Raw genomic sequence first — 25684 nt, 5'->3', positions numbered from 1 at the left:
AGACATAAAGTACCCTCCTTACATTCGTTATACCTTTTTGTTAAGATACAGCAATTACACCATTTACTACATGCTTTACTTTAATTAATTATTAAAACGAGAGCATAATTTTCAGAGTTATATCTTTTTACCTTAACAATTCTTTTTTGAGTTCCTCTTCAATCATCTTAGTTAAACTCGTGTCAAACTCACTCCTCGAAAAATCCCTAACCTCCCCGGGATCATATCGATTTCCTATCATTTTTTCAATAGCATCATTTATTATGTTTATGTCAAATCCCTTTATAATAGGCGCTACCTTCACCTGCCCTGCAGAGCCTTTACCATAAATTCTTTTGCTTTTATCAATGCAACCACCTGCACCAGGTTTACTGCTTCCAAAACCCTTGCTACACTTTACTGTTTCATGCTTGATTTCACCATTTTCTATATATATTATTTTATTATCTTCAGTAACCCGCAATCCTGTTGTTGTGGTTTTTTCTTTTAATTTTACACTATCATCAATTATTGGTTCGGTATAATCCTTATACTCATATATTTTATAGATGCCTCCGCCTCCCATAGTGATTAAATCCTTGCACTCTTGTTTACCTAAACAACACTTTCTTATAAAAATAGGACCCCCATCCTTATCTGTATATTCCTTTTCCCTGTTACCTCCTCCCTGTTCAACTTTAATGTTAATTATAGGATAATCAAGATCAATTTCCAATTCAGCTTTAATATAATCTCCTGGCATTCCTACTCTACTTTCAGTGGAATTAGGTGTGTAAGTGTAAGGTGTATCTTTTATGTGACCTGCTTCACCACATCCCCACACTTCTATTTCAACACGGCTAGATGTTATTTATGAGCCATCCACATCATAATCTCCACTTCCAAAAACATGGGACTTTTCGCTCTTTTTTTCCGGTTCTTGTTTCTCTTTTTCCAGTTGTTTCTCGATTATCTCTTTTAACTTCTCTTTGAGACCTTCTAAATCGAACCTACACAATTTATCAGCGTAAAAAACCTCTGTTCTGTTTGCTTTAATCAGTTGATCTTTTAATTGTGTACACTTTCGTACTTCATTTTTTTCATCTCTTAATACTTTACCATCCTTATCTTTACAATCCACTTCCTCATACCTTAAGTAGAATGGCTTATCATCTTCATTTTTATTCAAATATTGTTTTGAACGGCTACACTTTCCATCAAAGCAGATGCAACCATCATCACCTTGCTCACATCCTTCTTTATGCTCTACATCCGTCAATTTGTATACTACTTTCAGTCCTTCACCAGATTTTAATTTTTTGTCTATTTTGCTATCTTTCTTCACACAATAACTGCATTCTTCCTTCTTCTGCTCATTTTCATCAGGGAAGAAAACATACTCTTGCTTATTAAATATTATTTTATCCAACCTCTCTTGAGTTTCTTTCAAAGGGTAAACTATTTCCTTGCTTGGAAGATAATAGAACTGATTTGATTCCTTGGAGTAAACAGCATTGTATTTAGTATATCTTGTTCCCATTAATTTTAGTGGTATTATTTTATTTTCTCTTTCAAGAACAAACTCCTCTGGTTCTGGCTGCCATCCAGAAAGACAAAGCATTTTACTGTTAGAATTTCCTTTATACTTTACTTCTATTTCTGGTTGTCCTAAGTTGTTCAATTTGCACTTATTCCCCTGAAACTCTTTACATTCCGTTTCAATATCAGGAACATATCCATATTCTTTCAGAACTTTAAATTGTTGCGGATTACTTTCTAATATACCTTCTATAATATTATCAATGTAACTTTTTGTGTTACTACTGTCAGTCGTTTTTGCTACTATTGCTGGTTTTACTACTTTTAAAGATAGAGGGCCGATGTTCTTAGTAGAATTAGTGATAACATTGAAAGTACAGACACCATTGCTGTAGACTCCATGTGCTCTGTAAGTACAAGTGCTCTCGCTCATCTTCATTTTTATTTCTAGCGTGTTTTCATTTGCTACCTTCACTATCTCAGGCTCTGGAGCAGGTGGTGCCGGGAAACAGCGGACGAACTGTGGATTTTTTTTGTCTATACTTTGAGTTCCATGGTATTCAGCGCAGAGCTGGCCCTTTTTTCTATAGGTTTTGAAGTAATAGTGAGTATCCTTATCTGTAACAGTATATGAGTGATTTGGAATGTTCTCATTATTTGAAACAACGTGTGGAAAACCTAACTCTTTTCTTTCCTCCAGTCCGCTAATTATCACTCCAACTCTTGGATCGAAGTAATCATTATCTTCATTTGTTATAGGAACAATTCTAACTTGTGGAGGTGACATCGCAAGTTGTTCACAGAATGGAGGGGGGCTAGGTGCAAGTGGCACAGGAGCACATTTTACTGCCGTTTGGTAGCAGGTATCACAGACTTTTTCCATCTCCCCAGGACGGAAAATATTCTCACCCGAAAATACTCTAGAACCCCATGAAGAAATTCCTGACATACAAGCCCCTTTTTGACTGCAAGCACATATTTTAGGAGAGTTAGCGAATCTTCTTTTTTCCTCATCAGTAACACCGTCTGCCCATTCCCATTTAAGACCCCGAGCAATTTCTCCTCCAGCTTTTGTTTTATCTCCTTCCCAGTCGATAAAAGCTGCAGCAGAAACTCCAGCTCCTGTACCTTGCGTTCCATATATCTGGCGGCAGGATTCCCCACTTTGTAAGCCATAACAATAACTTTGTCCATCATAAGCACATACTCTAATTTTGGGATTAAAGTAACCATCAACTCCTTGATCTTTTATTGCTTGCACCTTAATTTCCTTTACCCAATCTCCACCAACTATTGCTTCCCACCAAGTATTACTTTCTACAAATGTTGGACAATCAGCATATCCTTGATACGAAAGACCAAGTATCAAAAAAAATATCAATAAGAAATTAAGCTTTACACTTCTCATAAAATACCGGTAACCACTCATTAACTTCTTCTCCTTTTTCTTTTATTGCCTCATACATATACTTTATAGTCTCTTTGTTAGCTGAAAGTACATGTATTTCTTGCATATCCTTCAAATCCAGATTTAAGGTTACTAATCCTTTGTACTGTTTTATCAAAAATAAACCTTCCTGTGTTGGCGTCTGCAGAATTATATTCAGCTCCTCTTTCGATAGAGAAAATGCCTTCATGTATAATCTATTTGCATTGACGTTCGGCATCAAGATTCTTGTATCAACATGTTTATCTAAATATTGAGTAAATTTGCTAGCAAATGCGAGATTTAAATTCTCAGTACTTAGGATTACTACAACATTTAGTTCCGTCATTCTTTGCATCCAGTTATCAAACTCTTTCTCTGTAGGAAAAATATTACTTATCTCCCATGCTTCATCCAAAACAAGTATTGCAGGCGAGCCATCACATTTTGCCTCAAAAGAATATAAAAAATAGTAAAGTATCACGGACATACATTCCTTTTGTTTTGTAAGGTTTGCGGTGTTGAGAGATATAATTTTTGTTTCCCAGTCAATATCTGATTCATTACCATCTTGAAATAAGTAAGCAAAGTCACCATCGTCACACCATCTACTTATCTTACCCTCGAGAAGCAAGAGCACCTCAGAAATTTGTGAAATAGAACGCGATTCCCTTGGTATAGCAAATATAGAATCCACGATTTTTCTTATCTTTTCTTCTACGTCCACCAAGCTCGTATCGGCTACCATTCTTCTGATCAGTTCAACCAACATATTGCGATTGGAAGCACTATCTTCAATGTTTAGTGGATTAAATTTTAGGCTTTTGTCCTTATATTTTGGATCGATTATGTAATATTTACCACTCACTGCTTTAGTAAAAATTATTGATTTTCCAGTGTTATCCAATATGACAATTCTTGGGTTAAACTTTCTTGATTCTGATAATAGAAAATTAATGAGTGAAGTTCTGCCTGAATTTGGAGCTCCGAGTATCGTAGTATGGCCATTATTTCTTTTTCCATGAAAATTAAAGAAGTAAGGATTTCCTTTTTTTGAGAAAAAAATCATTACCGCTTCTTTCCACCTTCTTCCTTTTAATGTACCTGACGTAAAATCGTGCAGCATAGCAAAGCTGCAAGCGTATTTTGTTAAGATATTTTTCGGTTGCGTAATAAAAGCAAAATTGCCTGGAAGTTGTGCCCAAAAATGACTTTCCATATGTAAATCAGTTCTAAACATCATGAAGCCAACTAATGACATTATAGAAGATAAATCACTAATACTTTCAGCTAACTTATTCCTATCATCTGCAAATATTGTAAAAATAATTTTCTGTTGGCAGAAGTCTATACTAGAGGTCTTTTCAAGCTCTATTATTTCTTCAATTCCTGAGCTTTTAAGTAAGGTATTATCCTCACTAATTTGCAGCATGTTGATTTGTTTTTTAAATTCTTTTATTGCTTTGTTATTACTAGTAAATATCATTATTTCTGTAATGATAAATTCAGATTCAAGCTGCAAGCATCTATCTATATTACCTAAAGAGATTTCCCGGTATTCTTTTATGCTGAAAATAGAGCCAAATTTCTGTTGATTTTCAAATATTGTTTGAAACGTATTGAAACCAAAAGCTATTTTAAAATTTCTAATATATTGCGACAGGTCCCTTTCATGTATTGGATAATCTTTGTGCGTTAATGTAACAACATAGTGGAGAAATTCTATCATTTCAGAATATATTTTACCTTCACTAAACCTTAGACTCAGTTTTTTAGCTCCAAAAGGTCCTAAATCATTTTGAATTACGTCAGTTATCTTTTGCAACTCCTGATGGTTTTCTTGTAAAGACAACTTATGCTTATTCTTTATTCTATTGAAAAAAAACGAATTATTAGTATGCTTGCCAAAATCGCTAAACAATATTACAATGTATAGTTCATTTATATACTGTAATTTACTATCAGTTAGTTTATTAAACCACGTTGAATGTAGATTGTCAGAGAAGTCTTCAGTTTTATTCCATTTCAAGCTCAGTTTATTGCGCTTTCTAACGGTATGAATCCAAACGGTAAAATACAGGCTATTAATATTTTTTGATATGCTTTTTCTAATTTCAGTTCTGAGGTCGCTGTAGTTATCAACAGAAGAATAATCTTCTAACTTGATTATTTTTAACAATTCTCCCTGTTTTGTGAGTATGGTTTCTTCATCGTAATGACAAGCATAAGGAACAAAATCTAAATCAATGCTTTCTAGTAATGCTAAGTTGTTCTTTTTTTTAAGCTTAGAGTTAACTGTTGGTACTTTTAACTGCATATGCGTATTCAATAAAGATAATTAAAAAAGATAAAAATACTATCTTAATTTTTATCTTTTTTTTCGCTATCGGATTGTAATTTTATATCTTTTGTAAAGTTAAATTTTTCTTTTAAGTAGTCTGTTGCCTTTTCTGTACTACCGAACATCAGGACCAGTACACCAAACATTATCATAAAAAAGATTAGACCTCTGAACACTACTGCAAGTATCACTGCAGCTATACACAACCCTATGATTGTTGAAGGACTCATATTTTCTACAGTATCTTTAACTGAAAATGAAGAAATAAAATTTTTTACCGTTTCTTGTATACCCTTTAATTCATCACTCGCCGAACTTGCTTCGCTAGAATATGATGCAAAAATGAAACTTAATAAGGCTATAAAAACCAAAACTTTATTCAATTGAATGCGCATCAACTAAACACCTTTTAAACATTCCTCAAATATAACAACTTTTATATCAATAGGCAAGAACTGAATTCACTTATCCACTACAAGTAACACATATTTAATTTTTACCGCTGCGAACATGCTGTAAGCTCTTATCATCAACAGGACGACTCAAATTGGTGGATGTTAATTCACTTGAAGGGGTTAAATACCATGTAGTTATTGCCTCTATAGCAAATACTGCTCCTATGACACACAATATTACTAATTTTGCTATTGCTGCTGCAACAAGACATCCCACTGCTAGAAGAGCACAACCTGCTGCAAGTGCAACGTGAAGATTTCTATCATTGGATTGTTTTTTAGATAGGATATCTTTAGAAGCTTCTTGTTTGCTTGAAACAGCTTTCTCCTCTTTTTCTTCGGGTTGCATTGGATCTTTCTTCTCATGATGTTTAGGAGGAGATCTTCGTCCACTTGGCCCTTTGGACCTTGTTTTAGTTAGATGTGCTAATTTTGTCTCTCCTTCATCCTCTGGTTGTAAGCCATTATCTCCTTCAACAGAGCTCAATGTTGAGTTTAAACTTTCCTCAGATGAAGTGCTTGTTACTAAAGTTAAACTGCTCCTTCTGCTACTTACTGGTGATTTCAAACTTTCTTTACTCGTTCTAGGTGAGTCTATTCCACTATCTGAGTCATTGCCACTACTGAGTTTAGAAGTTTGCTTCTCCTCTATTTCTTTCACAACCTTGCTACATTTTTCAAACACTTCCTCTGTAACATCTGAATTACTAAGTATTTTATTATCACCACTTTTTTTCTCAGCTACATTCAAGGGTGTTTCTTGTGTGTTGTTTTGCTCTTCAATATGTTTTAGCTGCATTTGATCTTCAATATTTTCTTCAACAGCATTTGGTATTGAGCTTACACTGCTGCTCCTGTTAGTAATATCCAAAATTGTTTGTACTATTGCTGCCTTTTTTTTTGAGTCTAGTTTTTTTGACTCTGTTATTTCTGCTTTCAACGCTGGAAGAAAGTGTTGGATATAATTATTATAATGTTCTCTTTTTTTCCCCACTGATTTTTCTAACTCAGCTAATGCTTCAGGACTAGTTCCTTGCTTGGATGACTCTAAGTGTTTTGCAATAGCCTGCTCATTTTGTCGTTCTCTCAGTATTTTTTCCAATTTAGCCAATGTTTTAGGACTAGCTCCCTGCTTGAACAACCTTTTGCATTCTTTGGAAGTCTCATCTTGATTTTCTTGATAATTTTCTGCTGTTACCTTTTTGTATATAGTGTTGCTCAATTGTTGGTCAATATCTCCTTCCTTACTCTTAGGTTTTTTAAAGGGACTGTGCATAACATTCCTCCATACATAATAAAATGTATAGATACCTTTTTAGCGTTAATTTTACATTAAAACTGGGCAATTATGCCATATTATAAATAATTGCGGCAACTTGCTTATTGGAAGGTCGCTTAACTATTTGCTTTCTGGGCTTTCTACTTCTACAGATTTGCTATTAATATGATTCTTTGCTTGTTGAACTAACATATCCACTACTTCTTTTACAGGCTTTTCCCTATCAACCATGCCAACACTTTGGCCGGCCATTAAAGATCCTGTTTCAACATCTCCTTCAATCACTGCCCTTCTTAAAGCTCCAGCCCAGAACTTTTCTATTTCAAGCTGCCCATCTTCTTTTGAGATCTGTCCCTTTTGGTATTCATCAATAACTTCTTTTTGACGCTTCATGAAGTCATCGCTTGCTTTGTTGGCTATAGCTCTTACAGGAATTACAGGAAAATCAGCACTTATCTGTACAGAAGGTATTGCATTACGTGCGGCCGATTTAATAAACACTTCCTTAAAATTTTTGTGGGCAATTGACTCATTAGTGCAGACAAATAATGTACCTATTTGACAGCCACTTGCTCCCATTTCCAGATAATTAACTATCATTTCACCTCTTCCTATTCCACCTGCAACAAACACTGGTATTTGTTCATTTTTAAAATGAGGCAATATCTCTTGTGCAAGAACAGAAGTACTAACTGGACCTATATGCCCACCTGCTTCCATTCCTTCTATTATTAATGCATCTACTCCCATTTTTACTAACCTTTTCGCAAGGCTTAATGCTGGTGCAAAGCACATAACTTTAATGCCTGCACCCTTGATTTTTTCTATATTAGGCTTTGTTGGCAGTCCACCGGCAAGCACTATATGGCTCACTTTCGTTTCAATACACACATCTATCAACTCACTCAACTTTGGGTGCATAGTAATTAGATTTACACCAAATGGCTTGTGAGTTAACTTCTGTGTCTCTATGATTTCTTTTTCCAGTAAGTCTGGGAACATTGCACCACATGCAATCACACCAAAACCACCAGCGTTTGAGATTGCTGAGACCAAGTTTCTCTCTGAAACCCAGCTCATAGCACCACCCATTATAGCAAACTCACTGCCAAGAAAATCTGTTCCTTTTTTCCAGAGGCTACTTAACATATAACCTATATCATACGTTTAAAAATGTTTTGTTTATCTATAAATGTGTGTTTTAAGGCGCCAAGTATATGTAAGATTATAAAGAGTACCATAAAATATGCAAGCATCGAATGTAGCTCGTTAGCCGTGTTAGCTAGATCTTTGTTTTGATTAATCAACAAAGGGATATGAAAAAAATATTTGATCTGTTTGCCAGAAGCAGAAGACATGACATAGCCAGATAGTGGCATTAGCACCATCAAAGAATATAAACCAAAGTGTACTGCTTTACTTATATTGATTACAAACCGAGAAAAATTTGCTGGAAGTGGTGGAACATAAGTAAAGACGCGAAAAAATATGCGTACTATGATTGATCCAAAAATAGTGATACCGCAAGCCTTATGAATAGCGTATATGTTGAACTTAATTTCATTGCTAAGTGGCAGGCTTTTCATATAAAGTCCAGAACAAAGCATACCGATAATAAAAATAGCCATCAACCAATGGATAACTCTTAAACCTAGGCTATATTTATCGTCTTCCATTTTGATTACCCTAAAGTAGCATTTATATAATAGAAAAACTATTTTTCAATCAAAATCATTAAAGCAATTTAGATTTACCGACAATGTAGCTATACAAATTCGACCCAGCCGGAAGTCAAGGGCACCTAAATCAAGAAACGGATTAAACGAAAAACTTACTTGACAAACTCCGCCAGCCTCCTTATCATGAAACTGAAGCTATTTATTTATCTTCGCAATCTGTGCAGGTTAATGACAAAAAACTTAAGGTATTTGGCGTCTCATGTTTAATTTTTCGCACTACGTGCATCGCATGTCTTTAAAAATTTTTAGGTTTTTACCTATATAAGCCAAAACGCGCTTACAAAGCGTTTAAGACAGCAAAAAACGTCAAATTGACAAGGGAGAATTTGAGTGCTAGCTACTACGGGGTTTCTTTGCCTTTTTTCCTGCTTAGTAAATTTCTTAAACACTTGCGGTGTAGGTTAGTTGCAAGTTAAAAGCAGCTAAATCGCTCTTAATCAAGCGTTTTAGAATAAAAAAAACGCCGATATTTTAGTACATAGTGAATAGCCAACCACCACGGGGCTTCTTTTGCCTTTTTTTTCGTTTGGTAAATTTCTTAATATTTATAGCTAACATGAAGCTAAGTACGAACTTTGTTAAACACAACAAATGGTGTCATTCCAGTGCTCCTGTGATGTCATTCCAGCGCGTGACGCTGGAATCCAGGAATTTTATTAAGTTGGTGAGCATAAAAATAGCTGTTTTACGTTAAAATACAATGTTTTGATGATTATGGAAAGGCTGGATTCCAGTGTCAAGCACTGGAATGACACCATAGGGGCACTGCCATCATAAAGGAACCAGTGTCAGCTACTTAAATGACATCATAGGGGTGCTGGGATGACACCCTGACAATCGTCATCCCGTTACTTGTTAGCTGCTAAGAGATACCGCGGCGATATATTCGTCATCCCGCTACGTGTTAGCGGGATCTCTTGTTAGCGCCGCAGCGGTATGACGGTTCGCAGCGGCATGACGATAAGGTTCCAGTGTCAAGCGTTTGGCATGCAAATTTCCTTAAACGTTCGTAAGCTTAAAACTTTACTTTAGATCAAACTGCTGTATAGTAACTTTATAGCTTCAATTTTGTAATGAACATACCTAGTATAGAAAATTGTGATCTTCACAATAAAGCCGTCTTACTCAGAGTTGACTTCAATGTTCCTATAAAAGATGGAGAAATTCGTGATGTCACTCGTATTTTGAGAGCATTGCCTACTATTCAGTATTTAGTGAATGCGAGTGCAAAGATTATTATTATATCACATTTTGGACGCCCAAAGGCCAGAGACAATAATCTGTCACTAAAAAATGTAATTGACACTTTATCGCAGTTACTAAATAAAAAAGTGAAATTCATTGACGATTGCGTTGGTGAAAAAGTACAAAGAGCAGTAAGTGTTATGGATGCAGGAGATATAATATTACTAGAGAATCTAAGATTTTATAAAGAGGAAGAGCAAAGTGACTCAAATTTTGCCAAACAACTAGCATCTCTAGCGGATATATATGTAAATGATGCATTTTCTTGCTCTCACAGAGCTCACGCTTCTATTTCACGCATTACAGAATTTTTACCTTCTTATGCGGGATTTTGCTTGCAAGATGAGCTAAAGTATCTTGAAAAAGCTGTATCATTTAAAGCTAAACCTATTACTGCGATAGTTGGGGGAGCTAAAATATCAACTAAAATAAAAGTGCTTATGAAGCTAACAGAAAAGGTTGATTACCTAGTTCTAGGTGGTGCAATAGCCAATAATTTTTTGTCATTTAGCAAAGTAAATATAGGTAAATCTTTCTTTCAAAATGGTGTTGACGACCTTCTACATAATATTGTTGAAACAGCAAATAAAAACAATTGCAAAATAGTTGTGCCAGAAGACGTTCTGGTTGCAGTAAACTCTGATTACAGCACTAGTATTTCAAGAAGAACTGAGTCCATTTTGGACGGTGATATAATTTTGGATATCGGACCACAAACTTTGAGTACAATAAGCAGTATAATAGCAAGCAGTAAGACTCTGCTGTGGAATGGACCTATTGGTGTTTTTGAACATTCAGCTTTTGCAAGTGGTACAATAGGGGTAATGAAAATCGTAAGTGACTTAACGCACAAAGGAAAGTTAACCAGCATAATAGGGGGAGGCGATAGTCTATCTGCAATAAGCGCTGCAGGCCTTACCGATAAGGATTTTACATATGTTTCCACTGGTGGAGGAGCATTTTTAGATTGGTTAAGTGGCGATGAAATGCCGGGAGTTGCTGCTCTGCAAAAACGATTAGATTAAAACTTTTTTAAATTATTTCTTATAGGCTAGCTTTTTTGTGAACGTGATTATGTCGAAGACAGTTAAACTAATTTTGTGTTTAATAATACCAATAATAGGATTTATTTTTTATATTAAGGATCATTATTTTCACACCGGCTATGTAGAAGAAAATGTTGAAGTCAATTTTGAACCATTTTTCAGTTTACAACCAGCCACCGTTTCAGAATTAACTGACTTCGATAGAGGAGTGTTGAAAGTTTGTGGAGATTGGGGAGCACATCCAGATAAAGAAGATTTCAAAATTTTACTTAGTTGTCCGCAGCATCAAGAAGTAGTGAAAGGAATATATAAGTGATTACGCCAGATGCGGATTTGGAGTTACTTAAAGATGAACTGGCTAACATTTGGTTTACAAATAGTGAAAGTGAAAAAGAAACTATAGGGTTTGGACATATTTTTTGTGGTGAGCCAAACGATAAACTAGGTGGTATGCATTTTGTAGGTAGATATGTTGAAGCTCAAGAAGATAAATGGGCAGGTGCAATTTGGAATGAGAAGTCCCTATGCAATAAATCAGATATTAAGCCGCCAGTTTATACATTTGGAATGAAATATTTAGGTAAGGATGGGGAAGTGAAAGTTAAATGCCCAAATGGATACGCATATAACCTTCATGCCGATAATTTCTGCAACTAAGGCGTTTAAGGAATTAGGAAAAGATGGAATGTGTCTATATGAAATGGAAGATGACGATTATCAATCAGTGTTTGTAAGAAAGAATGATGCTATACTCACGTTCTATCCTGACTTAACACCAAAATGTGATGATAAGAGTACTTATTGTAGTTGCGGTAAATCTTAATTTCAAAACCAATAGGGTGAACAAATGATAAAAATGCTATAGGGTGTAGCAAATCCAAATGAGTTAAAATTTTGATTAAAGGGTTTTGTGAATAATAATGAAGAAGGGCATTATTCGTCTAATAAAAGCAATTCAATACTCTTGTGAAGGAATAAAATCAGCTTTTATATCAGAAATTGCGTTCAGATAGGAGTTACTGCTTTTTATAGTATGTGTCTCAATTTTGTTTGTTTTGGATGTAAGTAATCTAGAACGTACAGTAATGATAAGCAGTCTATTCCTGGTGTTAATTGTGGAAATTGTTAACACTGCTTTTGAAACGACAATTGAGCGTATTTCCAGTGAACAACACATACTTTCAAAAAAGGTGAAAGATCTAGGCAGTGCAGCAGTTTTTCTTTCATTAATTAACTTCCTGATAACATGGATGATAATATTGACAGGTTAATACGAATGTTATTAAGATATGTTGTCAAACTCACCAATTAAAGTTTTTATATCTTGCGGTAAATCAGAGACAAATTCCATGTATTCCTTACTTTTTGGGTGATATAAGCCCAGTGTATAAGCATGTAGTGCTTGTCTATTGAAATTACGAATAAAACTAGAGTTTTTAGCATATTTTGCACTTTTACTACTATTTTTTCCATAAACTTGGTCACCAACTATGGAATGCCCTATGTGGCTCATGTGGACTCGAATTTGGTGTGTTCTGCCTGTCTCTAAAGTGCATTTAACCAGGCTTACTTGTCCTATAACTTTTTGCACTAAATAGTGAGTGATTGCTAATTTGCCTGTGATTTTTGTTACACACATCATTTCTTTATTACCGCGTTTGGGAGCAATGTTAGTTTTTATCGTGCCTTGCTGAGAAGATAATGTTCCCCAAACTACTGCTAAGTATTCCCGCTTTATTTTGCGATTCGATAACAATTCAGACAAAAAACTATGGGCTGCTTCATTTTTTGCAATTACCATTAGCCCACTAGTATCTTTATCGAGTCTATGAACAATTCCTGGTCTTACATTAAGGTGAGCGATAACTGCGTTCAAAAGCGTATCATTGTTTGTCCCAGCACCTGGGTGCACTGTTAATCCACTTTGTTTACTCAGAACTATAATGTCCTCATCTTCATAGACGATATCAAGTTTTATGTCATAATTAGGCTCAATTGATGTGGATATGTCAGGTTGAACGAGGTGTACTATATACTCTTCACCTGGTTTTACTATGTGATCATTATTAATTATCGGTATGCCAAGTAATTTCACCTGCCCATTTTGTATCAATCTTTGAGCTTTACTGCGTGATATGTTGCATTTTTCAGCTATATAGGTGTCTAACCTTAATTTCTCTTTATCATTATTAACACTTAAGGTTATTATTGAGTGATCTATAGTGATTTACCCCGCGCCATTTCCCATGCTGCTTGAACATTTGGGTCTGTAAACATTGTTGCACTAGACTCAATTTGCAGATCACCTTGTTTTTTAATATGGCAAATTGTTTGAGAGCCATCTTTCCAGTAGATTGTAACTTTATTATCAAAATCTCGTAATGTTGCCTCAACCTTTTTTTCTTTATTATCTTTTTCTTCCAGCTTAATAGATTCTAATAAATAATATAGAAAGTCACTTGGTTTGCCGTTGATTTTTTCTTTCCATTCATCTGTTTTTTCTTGTTCAGATTTTTTTTGCTCTAACTTTTCCTTCTTTTGCTGCAGCTTATTTTGTTCTGCTTCCAGCTCTAACTTTCTAACTGTGTCACGTAGTTCTTTGACTTTATTTTCTAATACTAATAATTTATTAGTATTATTTCCATTGTTAGCTTCTAAATCAGGCGTACTTGGTTGAGCTTGCTTCTTTTTTATTTCTTCTAATTCATTCCTTACTACGTTTAATTGCTCCTTCAATTCCGTTTTTTCCTCTTTTAACTTTTTTAGCATGCTAAGGAACTCGTTATTATTAGACTGCGTAGTTGATTGAAGCCAGCCTACAAAGCGGCTTGGTTCAAATCGTTCAATCTTATCTTCAGCAATTTTAATAGCATTCTCTAACCTAGAAAAAGTACCTTCAATATCTAGTGAATGTGCTTTTTTTGTCAATTCTTTAGTGTTGTTTAAAACTTCTGAAATTTCTGCATGTAGCCAATCTAAATCTTTTTTGATGTCTTCTCTGATTTTTTTTAGGTGATCAAGCGTTTCTTTAATGTTAATATTTGCAGGCTTTAAAAGACTATTATCAAGTAAATCGCAAGCTTTTTTAAGGTTACTGTCAAATGAGTTGCAAAGCGGACTAAGTAGTTTTTTCATTAGAGATATTAGTTCATTTTCCCTTTTATCAAGCTTATTTTCTACTACTGATACAACCATGCCCTTTCCAGACCAGTATGGAAATAGAAGACCTAAAGAACTGTGTTTTCTAATAGTATGATTTTCATGATCCACGCTATTACTGATTAGATTGCTAAGTGTTGATATGATGCATAAAAGAATAGCGACTAATAAAGCTATTAATATTATTGGAGCATTAATGGATTGTGATATTGCTGAAACTACTATAATAGTACCAAATACATATGATCCAGTAAACAAGAGAATCCTATTTCTATTTTCTGCTTCTATATCTTCTAGTATTTCTCTCTGCGTCTTAGAATTTGGTAAAACTATTGAAAGCTTTTTCCTCTTACGATCTAAATTTGTTACAATTTCAATTTTTTCGGCTTCTTGAACAATCTGGCTGACTGTTCATCAACTTGATAGTTTCCTATTTTTTTATCTATTTCATTCTCTTTTATTTTTTGTGTATTTATAAAGTTTATAACAGCAGTAAATAATAGAACTATAAGAGGAATAAAGGCAAGAGGTGCTGGCGTGAACGCAAACCCAGCAATACTTACTGTAACAGGCTGAATAGAAAAGGCAGTAAATGCTATAAGAGTAGCAATGGTACTTGCTATCGATATAGTACCAGAATACTTTCTTATAGAGCTCAAAATTCTACTGGGCTGGTCAGAAAGTTTTCTAAATCCTAAAAAATCAAAATAGTCTTTGAAAGGATCTTGAGTGTCTGTAACCATAACATTTTTCTAGTTTAAACTCATTTAGGTATACATTAACCAAACCTTAAAATCAAGTTTCTTAATTTTTCAACATGTGCCAAGGCCTATTGGAGCGCACTGTATTAATCTTTACGTAACGATTTGTTAACCAAACAGAATGTGTGCCATACGTTTCTAGATCAGCATGTTTAATAATTTTAGCGTTGCAAGCTGAATAGTCGAATTCACTTAATTGAATTGTTAAATCAACCTTATCACAATTTTCTGAAATATCTTCTTTTTTATAAGCTAGCAGCACTAATTTATTATTTCCTTTATTATATATGCAGCCATAATCGTTACACTTTAGCCTTTTATCTGAGTTATTGTATTTTTTATGATTCAAAATTTGGTTCTGCCCATTTTGCTTCGCCCATGTTTTGACAACAAAGTTCCTATTTTTCCTGATGAGAGAATATAGTAAGTTATCACTTTCTTTTACAGCAACATTATCAGCATTTATTAGGATGTCGGGGGTTTTATATGCAGCGCTAAAGCAAATACCTAGTACAATAAAAAAAAATCCCAAAAAACGCCAATTTCTTTCCCACAAGCACAGCCACAATAACCCAAATGTTATTATAATAATTGATGAGGCAGGAAAAGTACGAATGGGAATAACCAAATACTGAAGACTAGCGATTGCATTTGTTATATACAAGATACTGTCAATTGGGCGCTCTATAAATGGCGCTATAATCCATTCAATACCTAAAAGAATCAATAAGACATAAATTATTCCAAGTGGAATAATAATTAATGTAACTATTGGTATAGCAACTAAATTTGTGCTAATGCCACTAATTGAAAAATAATTAAAATTATATATCGTATACGGAACAGTTGCTAAACTTGCTATTACTGAGCTGATCATTATCGACACAAAATATTTCATTATTTTTATTTTGAATAATTTATTAGCATTAATTTGATAACTGGCAACCAGTGCCAAAACAGCAGAAAATGACATCTGAAAGCCAGGCTTTAAAATTGCTTCTGGTTCTACTGAGAGTATCACTGAAGCAGCAAACGCAATTGCTATTAACCCTCGATATTTTCTCTCTATCATTATTGCAACGAGTACTAAAATCACCATGATGTAGGCACGCTGAGCAGAAATTTGCATACCGGTAATCAACAAATAAAACGTGGTTGGCAAGATAGTAAGGAATGCAGATATTTTCTTGGTGTTATACTTAAGAGTCAAAGTTTCAGATATTGCGAATAAATTACGAAACACTACAAAAAACAGACCAGCAACGAATGATAAATGCAAACCAGATATGGCAAACAAATGTGCTATACCTGAATCTCGTATTGCGTCCATAGTTTTTTGATCTATGCCATCTTTTTTACCGATCAGTAATGCAGAGATTATATCCGCATGTGGTTTTTTGATATTTTGCTGCAGGTTTTCATAAATGTATTGACGGAAAGATTCTATATACTCTAGAAATTGCCTTGCTTCAGCCTTTTTGTGTAGGGCTATTTTGCTTGTCGCAAAACCTGTTGCACTTATTTTCTGGTAATATGCTATTCTTGCAAAATCGTATGCATACTCCGAAGGCGCAATCTTTAGAGGGAAGAGTTTTGCTGATAATTTTACTTGATCGCCTATTTTAATGCCCTTTTCCACTTTGGTTCTAACTGATATTCTGATGTTATCTAGAGCTCTATCCGGTGTCATTCCAGCGCGTGACGCTGGAATCCATATCTTTTTTTTCTGGACCACAGTATCAAGTACTGGGATGACAAAAGGGGGCGCTGGGATGACAGGAGAGGATTTTGAGATAGTAGGGGATTTTTCAACAGAAAGCAGAAATTGTTTATATGAGCCCCTGTCGTTAATATCCTTCACTGTGGCAACGATATCTTTTACATATCTCTCTTTATCAAGAATTTGAGTATCAACTAAAGCTGTTCTTAATTTACTAGCTGTAAATCCTATGAGCACTGCAATTAAAGCGATACACAATATCGCGTACCTTTTATACAATATTGCAATCAAAATTAGTGTGGGTAAAAGCAAAAGAAAAATAGATATGCAGCTTGGTTCAAAACTTAGGGAAAAATAGGTTAGAATTCCTACACACTGAAAAACAGGAAACCACAGTATCAAGTTATATTGTTCATTGCGCAGATCGTTACATATATAACTAACTATTATGTCAAGAAAAGTTAATAAGTGTGTCGATATTTGCATGTGGTGAAATTTTATTTTTCTTTTTTCATTATTTGTATATATAATAACTAAATAAGCAACGACGCGGGATGGAGCAGCTCGGTAGCTCGTCAGGCTCATAACCTGAAGGTCGTAGGTTCAAATCCTACTCCCGCAACCATTTTTAAGGATATAGTTGTTCCACTTTCCAATCGCTTCCCTCAACAAGAGTGTATCTAAATCTAATATGCTTCCTATATTCACTTTCTTGCCAAAATTCAATTACTTTTGGGATTACGCAAAATCCCACCCAAAAATCAGGACGAGAAACTTGTGTATTGTGACATTCTTTTTCCTTCAATTTTATAGCTTGCTCAAAATCTTGCCAATCTTTCAGAATGCTCGATTGCTTTGAGCACCATGCGCTAATTTGACTACCCAGCGCTCGAGAAGAGAAGTATTTGTCAGTTCTTTCATCGTTTAGAAGTTTAACCTCTCCTTCAATTCTTACCTGCCTAGCAAATTCTATCCAATGAAACACTAATGCAGCTTTGGGGTTCTCAGTCAATTCTTTCCCTTTTTTACTGTTTACGTTAGTGAAAAACACAAAACCTTCTTTGCTATATTCCTTTAGTAATACCACTCTTGCAGATGGAATACAGTCTTTGCTACAAGTTGCTAGCGTCATTGCAGTTGGTTGTTCACACGGAGAATTAAGTACTGCTTTGTACCACTTTGAAAACAAATCAAATGGATCTTTTTCAAGCGAAAATATCATATCAAAAAATAAAATCTTAATTCTGGCACGCGTTGCAAAAATAAGTGCTACGGCCATTTTGTCGTATAAGTGTTATGATATTATTGCAAATCTTGCAAGGTTTTTGAACTTTACCATATACGTAAAAGTTATTTTGAAAGTATCCAGCAGATCCAGATGGCTGTGCATAATCTTTCAGTGTTGAACCACCTGCAGCAATTGCATCACTCAGAGTATTTTTTATTTCAGCAGCAAGTTTTTCGCACTCTCTATAGGTCAAGTTTTTTGCTGACCTGAGTGGTGATATACGGGCTCTAAACAAGCTCTCAGAAGCATATATGTTGCCTACGCCAACTATTGATTTATTGTCCATTAACGCTGATTTGATATTCACTTTTTTGTTTTTCAGCAACTCCTGTAAATAGTCTCCACTGAATTCATCCGTGAGGGGCTCTATTCCAAAATCGCTAAAAAAATCCGTTTCTTGTTCTTTATTTAAAACGATAACTAATCCAAATCTTCTTGGGTCATTAAAAATTATTGAAGTATTGTCAGAAAATAAAAATACCACGTGATCATGCTTATTCCGCATTTGATCGTGGTCAGCATATATAAGCTTTCCGCTCATGCCAAGATGTATGATTACAGCCACACTACCATCTGTATTCCAGATGGTATACTTACCTCTACGCTTGATGTTGCGTATGACTTTGCCCTTTAGCATATCATCAATATTTTTTGTTATTGGGGCACGTAAATTCCAATTATTCACTATAACATTACTGATTTGCTTGTTTTTAATTTTATCAAGCAAAAAATTAGAGATTACTTCCACTTCCGGTAGTTCTGGCATGATACCTCCTTCAAAACTTAAGTTTCTGATGGTAATTTTGTCGTTCTCAAATACATTCGAGTATTCTGCGGTGCTTTCTCCTAAAAATTCCTCACCACAAACGAGTTTTGAAAGGGTTCTCTGTCTACTCTGTTGCTGCTTTTTTCTTTTCAAAATATTTTGCTTTAAAGCTTTTGCCAATCTTTTTCTCTCTTCTTCTTTTTCCTTATTCTTCTTTGTGTTATTCATTATCATAATATATAAACTTGCCGTTGTAGCTCAGGTGGTAGAGTACGTCATTGGTAATGACGAGGTCCCAAGTTCGAGTCTTGGTAACGGCACACTGATATACTTATAATATTGCATAACTTGTAAGCAAGGCTTAGAAGAAAGTTACAGAGGTAAGTTGTCATGCTTTTTCCATATCCTTTCTACCCTCTTGTTTTTGAGTAGCTCTAATGCTTTACAAAAGTGATACCTTGTTTTACTTGGCACTATAATGTCATCAATGTATCCATATGATGCAGCAAAAAATGGGTTAGCAAATTTTTCTTTATATTCTTTAATTAACGTTTGCTGATCTTTTTCGTGTCGAAATATAATCTCAACTGCACTTTCAGGGCCCATCACAGCTATTTCAGCAGTTGGCCAGGCATAATTTATATCACCTTTTAGATGTTTCGAATTCATAACAATGTATGCACCACCATACGCTTTTCTAGTGATAAGGCTAATTTTCGGCACGGTCGCTTCAGCGTAAGCGTAAAGCAGTTTCGCTCCGTGTTGTATTATATTATTGTATTCTTGATTTGTACCCGGCAAAAATCCTGGAACATCAATAAGTGTGATGATCGGAATGTTAAATGCGTCACAAAACCTTACAAACCTCGCAGCTTTTCTTGAAGAATCAATATCCAAACATCCTGCAAGGTGCATAGGTTGATTTGCAACAATACCGACAGTATTTCCTCCAATTCTACCAAAACCAGTTATGATATTACGAGCAAAATCAGGTTTCAGTTCAAAGAAATTCCTTTCATCACAAACTTTTTCAATGAGTTCATACATATCATAAGGAGTATTAGGATTGGTAGGAATTAGAGTGTTTAAGGATTCATCAATGTTGTCAACATCATTACAGATTGGTGCAGATTTTGGTGATTCTTGATTATTTGCTGGTAAGAAAGTAAAGGATTCACGCATTTTTAGCAGCATTTCAACATCATTATTGAATGCAAAATCCGCTACTCCTGTTTTGCTTGTATGAATTTTTGCTCCACCGAGGTCTTCGAAACTTACATCTTCGTAGGTAACCTTTTTTACTACATCTGGCCCGGTTATAAACATATATGAACTGTTTTTCACCATGAAAGTAAAGTCAGTTAATGCTGGGGAATAAACTGCACCTCCTGCACATGGGCCCATAATTAAAGAAATTTGTGGTATAACACCCGATGCATTTACGTTTCTTTGAAAAATTTCTCCATAACCAGCAAGAGAATTTACTCCTTCCTGAATTCTGGCTCCACCAGAATCATTTAGTCCGATAATTGGAACTCTGGCATTAATTGCCATATCCATAATTTTGCATATTTTTTTTGCATGTGACGCACCAAGTGAACCACCAAAGACAGTAAAATCCTGAGAATAAACAAAAACTTTTCTGCCATAAATAGTACCATGACCAATCACTACCCCATCACCTAAAAAGTTAGCATTTTGCATGCCAAAATCATTTGCATGATGTTTTACGAATTTATCGTATTCTGCAAAAGAACTTTCATCGAGCAATATACTGAGCCTTTCTCTAGCAGTTAATTTCCCTTTTTCATGTTGTTTGGTAATCCTGTCAGAACCGCCTCCTTTTTCAGCTTCTAGTGCTTTGGTTTTTAGATTTTCTAGTATTTTAAAGTCTTGCATACAATAAAGTAGTTTTCAAATTAGTTGTAGACTTTATTAAGTTTACAAACCCTACTAACTATACACATACACTATTGCTATATGCAACAATGTATGTATGATAATTGTTAATGCTCTGGTGATTCATGGTCACTACTTTGAAAATGTTGCGATGTGTCAACACTTTTCATATTAGAAAGAGGTGGACTAACTGCACTGCTTTTCGTTTGTGCAAAACTTTTAGCAGCTTCAACAACCTTGCTTATACGAGGTTCTTTTTCTAGCTCTTTTAGGTACTTTGAGAAGATTTCACAACTTTTGTCATCCATATGTACCATTATTTTACCAAAACTTTCAGCTTTTTCAGAAGATAAAATCATTTCGATCTTTTCATCGCCTACCCTAAAGGTCATTTTTACTTTGCCTTGCATATCATGATATTGCCAGCTTTTTATTCAGATTAGATTATCTCCTTCTCCTATTCGCAATGCACCATATTCTAAGTCCTTAAATTCCGGGGAGTTCATAAATTTTGCAGGAGTGATCACACTTTTTTCTGGACACTGTACATAATAAAATTTATTATCTCTTTCTACTACAATTCCTTTTTTTTGTCATTTTCAATACTATCACTTACAATTTGTTTTAGACGTGACAAATATTCGCCGCGTTCTTTCAGTATATCTTCTGGCAATAATCTCCGAACTTCTTGGCTCACATCAGTGCCTGTTGAAACTAGATTAAACATTTCTAACATAAGAGGCCGTAGTTTTTCTTTTCCAGTCTCAGTAACATTTTTATCTTGCTCCATGAGGTGGTATAAGATCAGTATCGAATAATCTATTATTGATGACTTTTTTCTCCTTGGAATACATCAACACTAAACATGACCTTGTGCTTTTTTGCATCGTCTATAGATTTTTGAAGTCTCTTTGCTATGTTTTCGATAGCTTCATCATTAGGTAAGTGTTCAGGCAATGGCGTCAACTTAAGGAAAAATATCAGCGATAGTGTATAAAATTTCTCTCCAAATTTTTTATCATTAAATTATCCAAAGAGTGCAAGGGACAGCACTTTTGTTTCTGTTTTATTTCAACAAAGAAGTCTAAAATGTGTCCTTTTTAGGTGAAATATGCAAAAGGGAAAAAACCTTATTCTACAAATTAAAAATATAATATACTCGAAAACTTTTCAGAAAATCCATTGTGTTGAGTTTTACACGAACAAGAAAACTTCCTTTTTCGACAGTATTTTCTATGATTTTAAAGTTAGTTAAAAAAAGTTTGGGAATAGAATGTGAACTTATGGAGCCATTGACATGTACCCTCAAAGCAAGCCTTTTCTAAAGCAAGGTATAAGATTTGCCATACAGGCTTTCAAGAATTTAAGAGATTGTCCACAAACCAGTAAATCAAGCATATTCCCTACTTAACATAACTTTACTCATAGCCAGATATATGAAACTTTCAGTAGATGTTGTAAGTAAATCGTACTCCTTTGATAGCCTTCTATTTCTATTGATCCAAGCAAAAGTCCTCTCTACCGCCCACCTTCTCGGCTGTACTGAAAATCCAGGATCCCGTTGTGGCAATAGTTCTAGTGGTGTATCTTTATGCACCCAAAACCTACATGGAGGCCTTTTGACAATTTCAATATCTATCCCATATTCTCTCTTTACGTAATCCTTAAATCTTTTCCTTGGTATCCCATATCAGCCCACATTTTCTTAATATTGCTGTATTTTTGCTTCATATTGTCCAATGCCATCTTCACCCCATCTCTGTCATTTTCGCTTGCAGCTCCTACATAGCAACCAAGCACAAATCCTTGAGTATCTGTGATTATATGTCTTTTTCTCCCCTTTACCTTTTTCGCACCATCATAACCTTTGACCTCCCTTTTTCCGTGGTTTTTACCGATTGACTGTCCACTATGCATGCGCTCGGCTTCCCATTTTTGACCTACTATATTTAGTGATATCATAGTTCATTTTCTCAAAAATTCCCTGCTTTTTCCATCTTCTAAACTGTTCATGCACAGCCTTCCACGGCGGAAAATCGTGTGGTAAATAGCGCCATTGACATCCTGTGCGCAGTATATAAAGAATTGCATTTACTATCTCACACTTACTGTATTTTGGTGGCCTTCCTCCTTTCTTGTACGATACTCTGAAGTGTTTTTCTATTCTTGCCCATTCCCTTTTACTTAAATCTGTTGGATATTTTTTCCTCATCTCTTACCTCAATATTCTTTCTTTATATACTACGTATTCCTTGGTTTGTGGACAACCTCTCAAATCTTACTATTACCCACAAATATGAGGTTCGTGAGCAAGTCGCCATCCTTCTGCTAAATCAAAGAGACGTTTATATCCTTTCCAAAGAGTAATTGGTCCTGGTTTTGGGTCATTTTTTCTTGCTAAATGACCTCCAAGTTCACGAAACGGCTTCTTTTATAGTAGGGGCTATATTTGGACATGGTTTCCTGTGTATTTTAACATATAAAACTTTCCATTCTTCCTCAGCTAATAAGGCAGTACATGGTAATGTTGGGTTAGTTCTTGCAATTGATGTAATAAAGAAAATTCTCCAAGCAATAATGCTCATGACTGTTAAATACCTCATTAATCTTTCTGCTATTCCAAGCCTACATTCTTCAACTTTGAGACCGGATTTAAAATTTTATGTAATATCTCTATTTTCCATCTAAGGCAATTGTAAGTTAAAAACGTGATATAAAAGAGATAAGAGAGAAAGATAACCCTGCTCACTAGGAATAGCGGGCGTGCGCGACCGAAAGGAAATTGGTATTACAACCGTTGGTATCAAGGTACGCTAGCCCTATCTCTCGATACGTTTGAATAGTTGCTTGGGACATATATATGCACCCGTTTACAATCTTAAATTAACTAAAACTATCGAGGTTTATTATGGTTACATCTTATCAAAATTTTATTGGCATTGACATCGGAAAATTTAAAAATGTCGTTGCAATTCACAAACAGAAGAATGCTGTCGAATTTGATAATAATGCTTCTGGTTGGCAACAATTATTTCAAGAGTTTTCAGATATTCTACCTAATGCTTTAGTGACTTTAGAAAATACAGGGAAATATGAGCTTGGCTTATCACATTTTCTTACCGACAAAAATATTGCCGTGCATCGAGCTAATACTCGTAAAGTAAAAAGCTTTATTTTATCTCACGGAACTTTAGCAAAGTCTAGATGCAAGAGCTCTTGCTCAATATGGATTTGAACGCCATAGAACTATCTCTCTATTTGTACCTACCTCTACAGAACAATCAACTTTGGCTGCACTTTGTCAACGTCGTGATGATATTACGCAAATGAGAACTCAAGAAAAATGCAGACTTGAAGCACCGGAAAATGATCATATAAAAGAAAGCTGTCAAAAGACCATTGAGTTTTTCGATAGTCAAATAAACGAACTCAATGATACTATACAAAAGATTATTGATGAAAGCCGCGAATTACAACAACGCCAAAAAATTCTTAAAACAGTTCCTGGAATAGGTAAAAAGTTATCACAAGATTTTTTGTGTTTAATGCCAGAGCTTGGTTACTTAAATAGAAAAGAAGTAGCAAGTCTTGCCGGAGTTGCATCGCATCCAAAAGAAAGTGGTAAAGCTGTTGGTTACCGAAGGATTACAGGTGGTAGAAGTAACGTTCGTTCAAAGCTCTTTACAGCCGCTATGGCTGCTACAAGGTCAAAATCTATACTTGGCGCCTTTTATTCTAAGCTTGTTGAAAGTGGTAAGAAGAAGATGGTGGCTATAACAGCCCTAATGCGTAAAATTATAGTAATTGCTAATACAAGACTTAAAGAAGCAATTAATTTGCATACTTAAAAATCTTCACAACGGTAACTGAAATTGGCTAATGAATATGTGCGTCCACACAGACTTAAAGCACATATTCATTAGCTTAAGCAGAAATTGCTGTGGTAGCTGTTTGATATAAAATTCTATTTCTATGACAAACGGGTTTTTATTGCCCATATAATTTGCAAAATTACACAAATAAAAAAATTTTTAAAAAACATAATTGATACCAACTAATTTTTTCAACAGCTTCATCGAAAGTATTAACTGAAAGATTCGTTAATAGCATCCATTCTAGCGGTTTTTTTTTAAGGGAAGGGGAGTTTTCTCAACAACATAAACTGCATAAAGTGGTAATTTAGGTAGTTCTTCCGTCTTATGCCTAATATTATTCTTAGATGGATTCATCATAAGCTTTCCAAATCTAACTTCCAAACGTGCTGTTCTTTTTGGCTTATTATCTTTTACAGGAACTTCAACTTCTACCGTACCTGCACAATGAGAGGATTTAATAAATGCCCATAACTTCTGCTCACCTTTTTCAGGATATCGAGATTTTCTATTTACTGCTCTATCTCTGCATGCTCTAACTAGCACTGCCGAATTAAGACTATGTGCAAGCTCAAAAAAGTCATATATATCTGCTTCTCTATCGCATACAGTTATAGTCTCAGTTTGAGTTGGATCAATAATATTATTTGTTTTTCTTAAAGTTTCCAACCACTTTACGCTTTCTTTATCTTCAATGCGATCGCTCTTTTTTTTAAGGTTCTCAGTTTCTTCAGGTCTTGAATAAACTTTTTGATCTAGTATCCCTAGTACCAAACCTTCTATACTAACGGCAAGAGCTGTATGCATTATAATACCTTTTGCAGTATCATAACTGGACAAATTTGCTAATCCGCTTGTTTTTTTATGGTTATTATATACAATGTAACTGGTATCTTGAATGACAAGAACCCTCTTGTGAGCTTTTGTTCTCTCAACTGTTTTATCAATGTGTGAAGCTAGAATATCGACTTCTTTTACGTTCTCATTTTAAAAAAAACGATATGCTGCTTTTGCTTCTGACCAACTTTCACATGCTTGATTAATCTAACTTTCAGGTAATTTTGTCAAACATATCAGCAATCTTTACTAATCGCTCAGTTAACCTTTTATCTCCAAATTCATTTTTAGCCCATTCATTACTCTCGTTTGCCATTTTTATACCCTCAATAT

At 34.8% G+C, this 25684-nt stretch carries 17 protein-coding genes, 2 tRNA genes and 7 pseudogenes; 8 read left to right on the top strand and 18 right to left on the bottom strand.

Going from position 1 to position 25684, the window contains the following annotated elements; all coding sequences use genetic code 11:
* Positions 1 to 127 precede the first annotated feature (127 nt).
* The 6 genes and pseudogenes from ONI09_RS00600 to ONI09_RS00575 all read right to left on the bottom strand — a co-directional run bounded on the left by ONI09_RS00600 (position 128) and on the right by ONI09_RS00575 (position 8695).
* A pseudogene (locus ONI09_RS00600) lies at positions 128 to 2926 on the bottom strand (hypothetical protein).
* A complete protein-coding gene (locus ONI09_RS00595; RefSeq protein ID WP_265014100.1) occupies positions 2907 to 5261 on the bottom strand; it encodes a VirB4 family type IV secretion/conjugal transfer ATPase in 2355 nt (784 codons plus the stop codon). Before ONI09_RS00595 ends, ONI09_RS00600 begins: the two are co-directional and overlap by 20 nt.
* 44 nt (positions 5262 to 5305) lie before the next feature.
* The gene (locus ONI09_RS00590; RefSeq protein ID WP_253303543.1) at positions 5306 to 5680 is read right to left on the bottom strand and encodes a hypothetical protein; all 375 of its coding nucleotides are present in this window, start codon (positions 5678 to 5680) and stop codon (positions 5306 to 5308) included.
* Between the two features lie 94 nt (positions 5681 to 5774).
* Positions 5775 to 7016 (bottom strand): hypothetical protein, encoded by a 1242-nt coding sequence (locus ONI09_RS00585; RefSeq protein WP_265014099.1) that lies wholly within the window; start codon positions 7014 to 7016, stop codon positions 5775 to 5777.
* Positions 7017 to 7139: 123 nt separating this feature from the next.
* The gene (locus ONI09_RS00580; protein WP_265014098.1) at positions 7140 to 8168 is read right to left on the bottom strand and encodes an NAD(P)H-dependent flavin oxidoreductase; all 1029 of its coding nucleotides are present in this window, start codon (positions 8166 to 8168) and stop codon (positions 7140 to 7142) included.
* 5 nt (positions 8169 to 8173) lie between these two features.
* Entirely contained in the window at positions 8174 to 8695 is a 522-nt protein-coding gene (locus ONI09_RS00575) for a cytochrome b (RefSeq protein WP_265014097.1), read from the bottom strand.
* A gap of 619 nt (positions 8696 to 9314) precedes the next feature.
* Between ONI09_RS00575 and ONI09_RS00570 the strand changes: the two genes are divergently transcribed.
* The 4 genes and pseudogenes from ONI09_RS00570 (at position 9315) to ONI09_RS00545 (ending at position 12320) form a co-directional block, all read left to right on the top strand.
* Positions 9315 to 9452, top strand: a complete 138-nt coding sequence (locus ONI09_RS00570; RefSeq protein WP_213863637.1) for a hypothetical protein — start codon at positions 9315 to 9317, stop codon at positions 9450 to 9452.
* 379 nt (positions 9453 to 9831) lie between these two features.
* Positions 9832 to 11028 carry a phosphoglycerate kinase gene (locus ONI09_RS00565; RefSeq protein ID WP_264707391.1) on the top strand — a complete coding sequence of 399 codons (1197 nt, stop codon included), beginning with the start codon at positions 9832 to 9834 and terminating at the stop codon, positions 11026 to 11028.
* 49 nt (positions 11029 to 11077) lie between these two features.
* Positions 11078 to 11872 (top strand): annotated as a pseudogene (locus ONI09_RS07030) (EndoU domain-containing protein).
* Between the two features lie 223 nt (positions 11873 to 12095).
* Positions 12096 to 12320: a diacylglycerol kinase gene (locus tag ONI09_RS00545; protein ID WP_320109947.1), complete on the top strand. Its 225-nt coding sequence runs from the start codon at positions 12096 to 12098 to the stop codon at positions 12318 to 12320.
* An 11-nt stretch (positions 12321 to 12331) separates the two neighbouring features.
* Here the strand turns inward: ONI09_RS00545 and ONI09_RS00540 are convergent, their stop codons facing one another.
* From ONI09_RS00540 to ONI09_RS00525, 4 genes are all read right to left on the bottom strand, one after another.
* Positions 12332 to 13276 (bottom strand): RluA family pseudouridine synthase, encoded by a 945-nt coding sequence (locus ONI09_RS00540; RefSeq protein ID WP_264707654.1) that lies wholly within the window; start codon positions 13274 to 13276, stop codon positions 12332 to 12334.
* Positions 13267 to 14466 (bottom strand): hypothetical protein, encoded by a 1200-nt coding sequence (locus tag ONI09_RS00535; protein ID WP_265014095.1) that lies wholly within the window; start codon positions 14464 to 14466, stop codon positions 13267 to 13269. The genes ONI09_RS00540 and ONI09_RS00535 overlap by 10 nt, the downstream gene beginning before the upstream one ends.
* Before the next feature lie 107 nt (positions 14467 to 14573).
* A complete protein-coding gene (locus ONI09_RS00530; protein WP_265014094.1) occupies positions 14574 to 14951 on the bottom strand; it encodes a hypothetical protein in 378 nt (125 codons plus the stop codon).
* Between the two features lie 61 nt (positions 14952 to 15012).
* Positions 15013 to 17175: a ComEC/Rec2 family competence protein gene (locus tag ONI09_RS00525; RefSeq protein ID WP_265014093.1), complete on the bottom strand. Its 2163-nt coding sequence runs from the start codon at positions 17173 to 17175 to the stop codon at positions 15013 to 15015.
* 62 nt (positions 17176 to 17237) lie between these two features.
* Between ONI09_RS00525 and ONI09_RS00520 the strand changes: the two genes are divergently transcribed.
* A tRNA-Met gene (locus ONI09_RS00520) sits at positions 17238 to 17314 on the top strand.
* Between the two features lie 3 nt (positions 17315 to 17317).
* Here the strand turns inward: ONI09_RS00520 and pdxH are convergent.
* On the bottom strand, positions 17318 to 17911 hold the full coding sequence (pdxH, locus tag ONI09_RS00515) for a pyridoxamine 5'-phosphate oxidase (RefSeq protein WP_265014092.1): 594 nt from the start codon (positions 17909 to 17911) through the stop codon (positions 17318 to 17320).
* Positions 17912 to 17927: 16 nt separating this feature from the next.
* Entirely contained in the window at positions 17928 to 18743 is an 816-nt protein-coding gene (gene mutM / locus ONI09_RS00510; RefSeq protein WP_010963068.1) for a bifunctional DNA-formamidopyrimidine glycosylase/DNA-(apurinic or apyrimidinic site) lyase, read from the bottom strand.
* A 247-nt stretch (positions 18744 to 18990) separates the two neighbouring features.
* Here mutM and ONI09_RS00505 point away from each other — a divergent pair.
* Positions 18991 to 19063 (top strand) — tRNA-Thr (locus ONI09_RS00505).
* 52 nt (positions 19064 to 19115) lie between these two features.
* On the opposite strand, the gene ONI09_RS00500 is transcribed toward ONI09_RS00505, so the two are convergent.
* The 3 genes from ONI09_RS00500 to ONI09_RS00490 form a co-directional block, all read right to left on the bottom strand.
* A complete protein-coding gene (locus tag ONI09_RS00500; protein WP_265014091.1) occupies positions 19116 to 20642 on the bottom strand; it encodes an acyl-CoA carboxylase subunit beta in 1527 nt (508 codons plus the stop codon).
* A gap of 107 nt (positions 20643 to 20749) precedes the next feature.
* Positions 20750 to 21052, bottom strand: coding sequence for a hypothetical protein (locus ONI09_RS00495; protein WP_231115838.1), 303 nt, complete (start codon positions 21050 to 21052; stop codon positions 20750 to 20752).
* A gap of 164 nt (positions 21053 to 21216) precedes the next feature.
* Entirely contained in the window at positions 21217 to 21432 is a 216-nt protein-coding gene (locus tag ONI09_RS00490) for a hypothetical protein (protein ID WP_233641024.1), read from the bottom strand.
* Between the two features lie 321 nt (positions 21433 to 21753).
* Between ONI09_RS00490 and ONI09_RS00485 the strand changes: the two are divergent.
* Positions 21754 to 22019: pseudogene (locus ONI09_RS00485) on the top strand (IS4-like element ISWosp8 family transposase); the annotation flags it as partial.
* Between the two features lie 13 nt (positions 22020 to 22032).
* Here the strand turns inward: ONI09_RS00485 and ONI09_RS00480 are convergent.
* Both ONI09_RS00480 and ONI09_RS00475 read right to left on the bottom strand, forming a co-directional pair.
* Positions 22033 to 22854: pseudogene (locus tag ONI09_RS00480) on the bottom strand (IS5 family transposase).
* A gap of 72 nt (positions 22855 to 22926) precedes the next feature.
* Positions 22927 to 23334 (bottom strand): annotated as a pseudogene (locus ONI09_RS00475) (IS4 family transposase); the annotation flags it as partial.
* 216 nt (positions 23335 to 23550) lie between these two features.
* On the opposite strand from ONI09_RS00475, the pseudogene ONI09_RS00470 reads away from it, so the two are divergent.
* Positions 23551 to 24490 (top strand): annotated as a pseudogene (locus ONI09_RS00470) (IS110 family RNA-guided transposase).
* 193 nt (positions 24491 to 24683) lie between these two features.
* Here ONI09_RS00470 and ONI09_RS00465 read toward each other — a convergent pair.
* Positions 24684 to 25667 (bottom strand): annotated as a pseudogene (locus tag ONI09_RS00465) (IS4 family transposase); the annotation flags it as partial.
* Positions 25668 to 25684 lie beyond the last annotated feature (17 nt).

It is taken from the genome of Wolbachia endosymbiont of Drosophila pseudotakahashii, assembly GCF_026015925.1.
Lineage (GTDB): Bacteria > Pseudomonadota > Alphaproteobacteria > Rickettsiales > Anaplasmataceae > Wolbachia > Wolbachia pipientis.
This window is presented reverse-complemented; position numbering and strand designations above follow the sequence as displayed.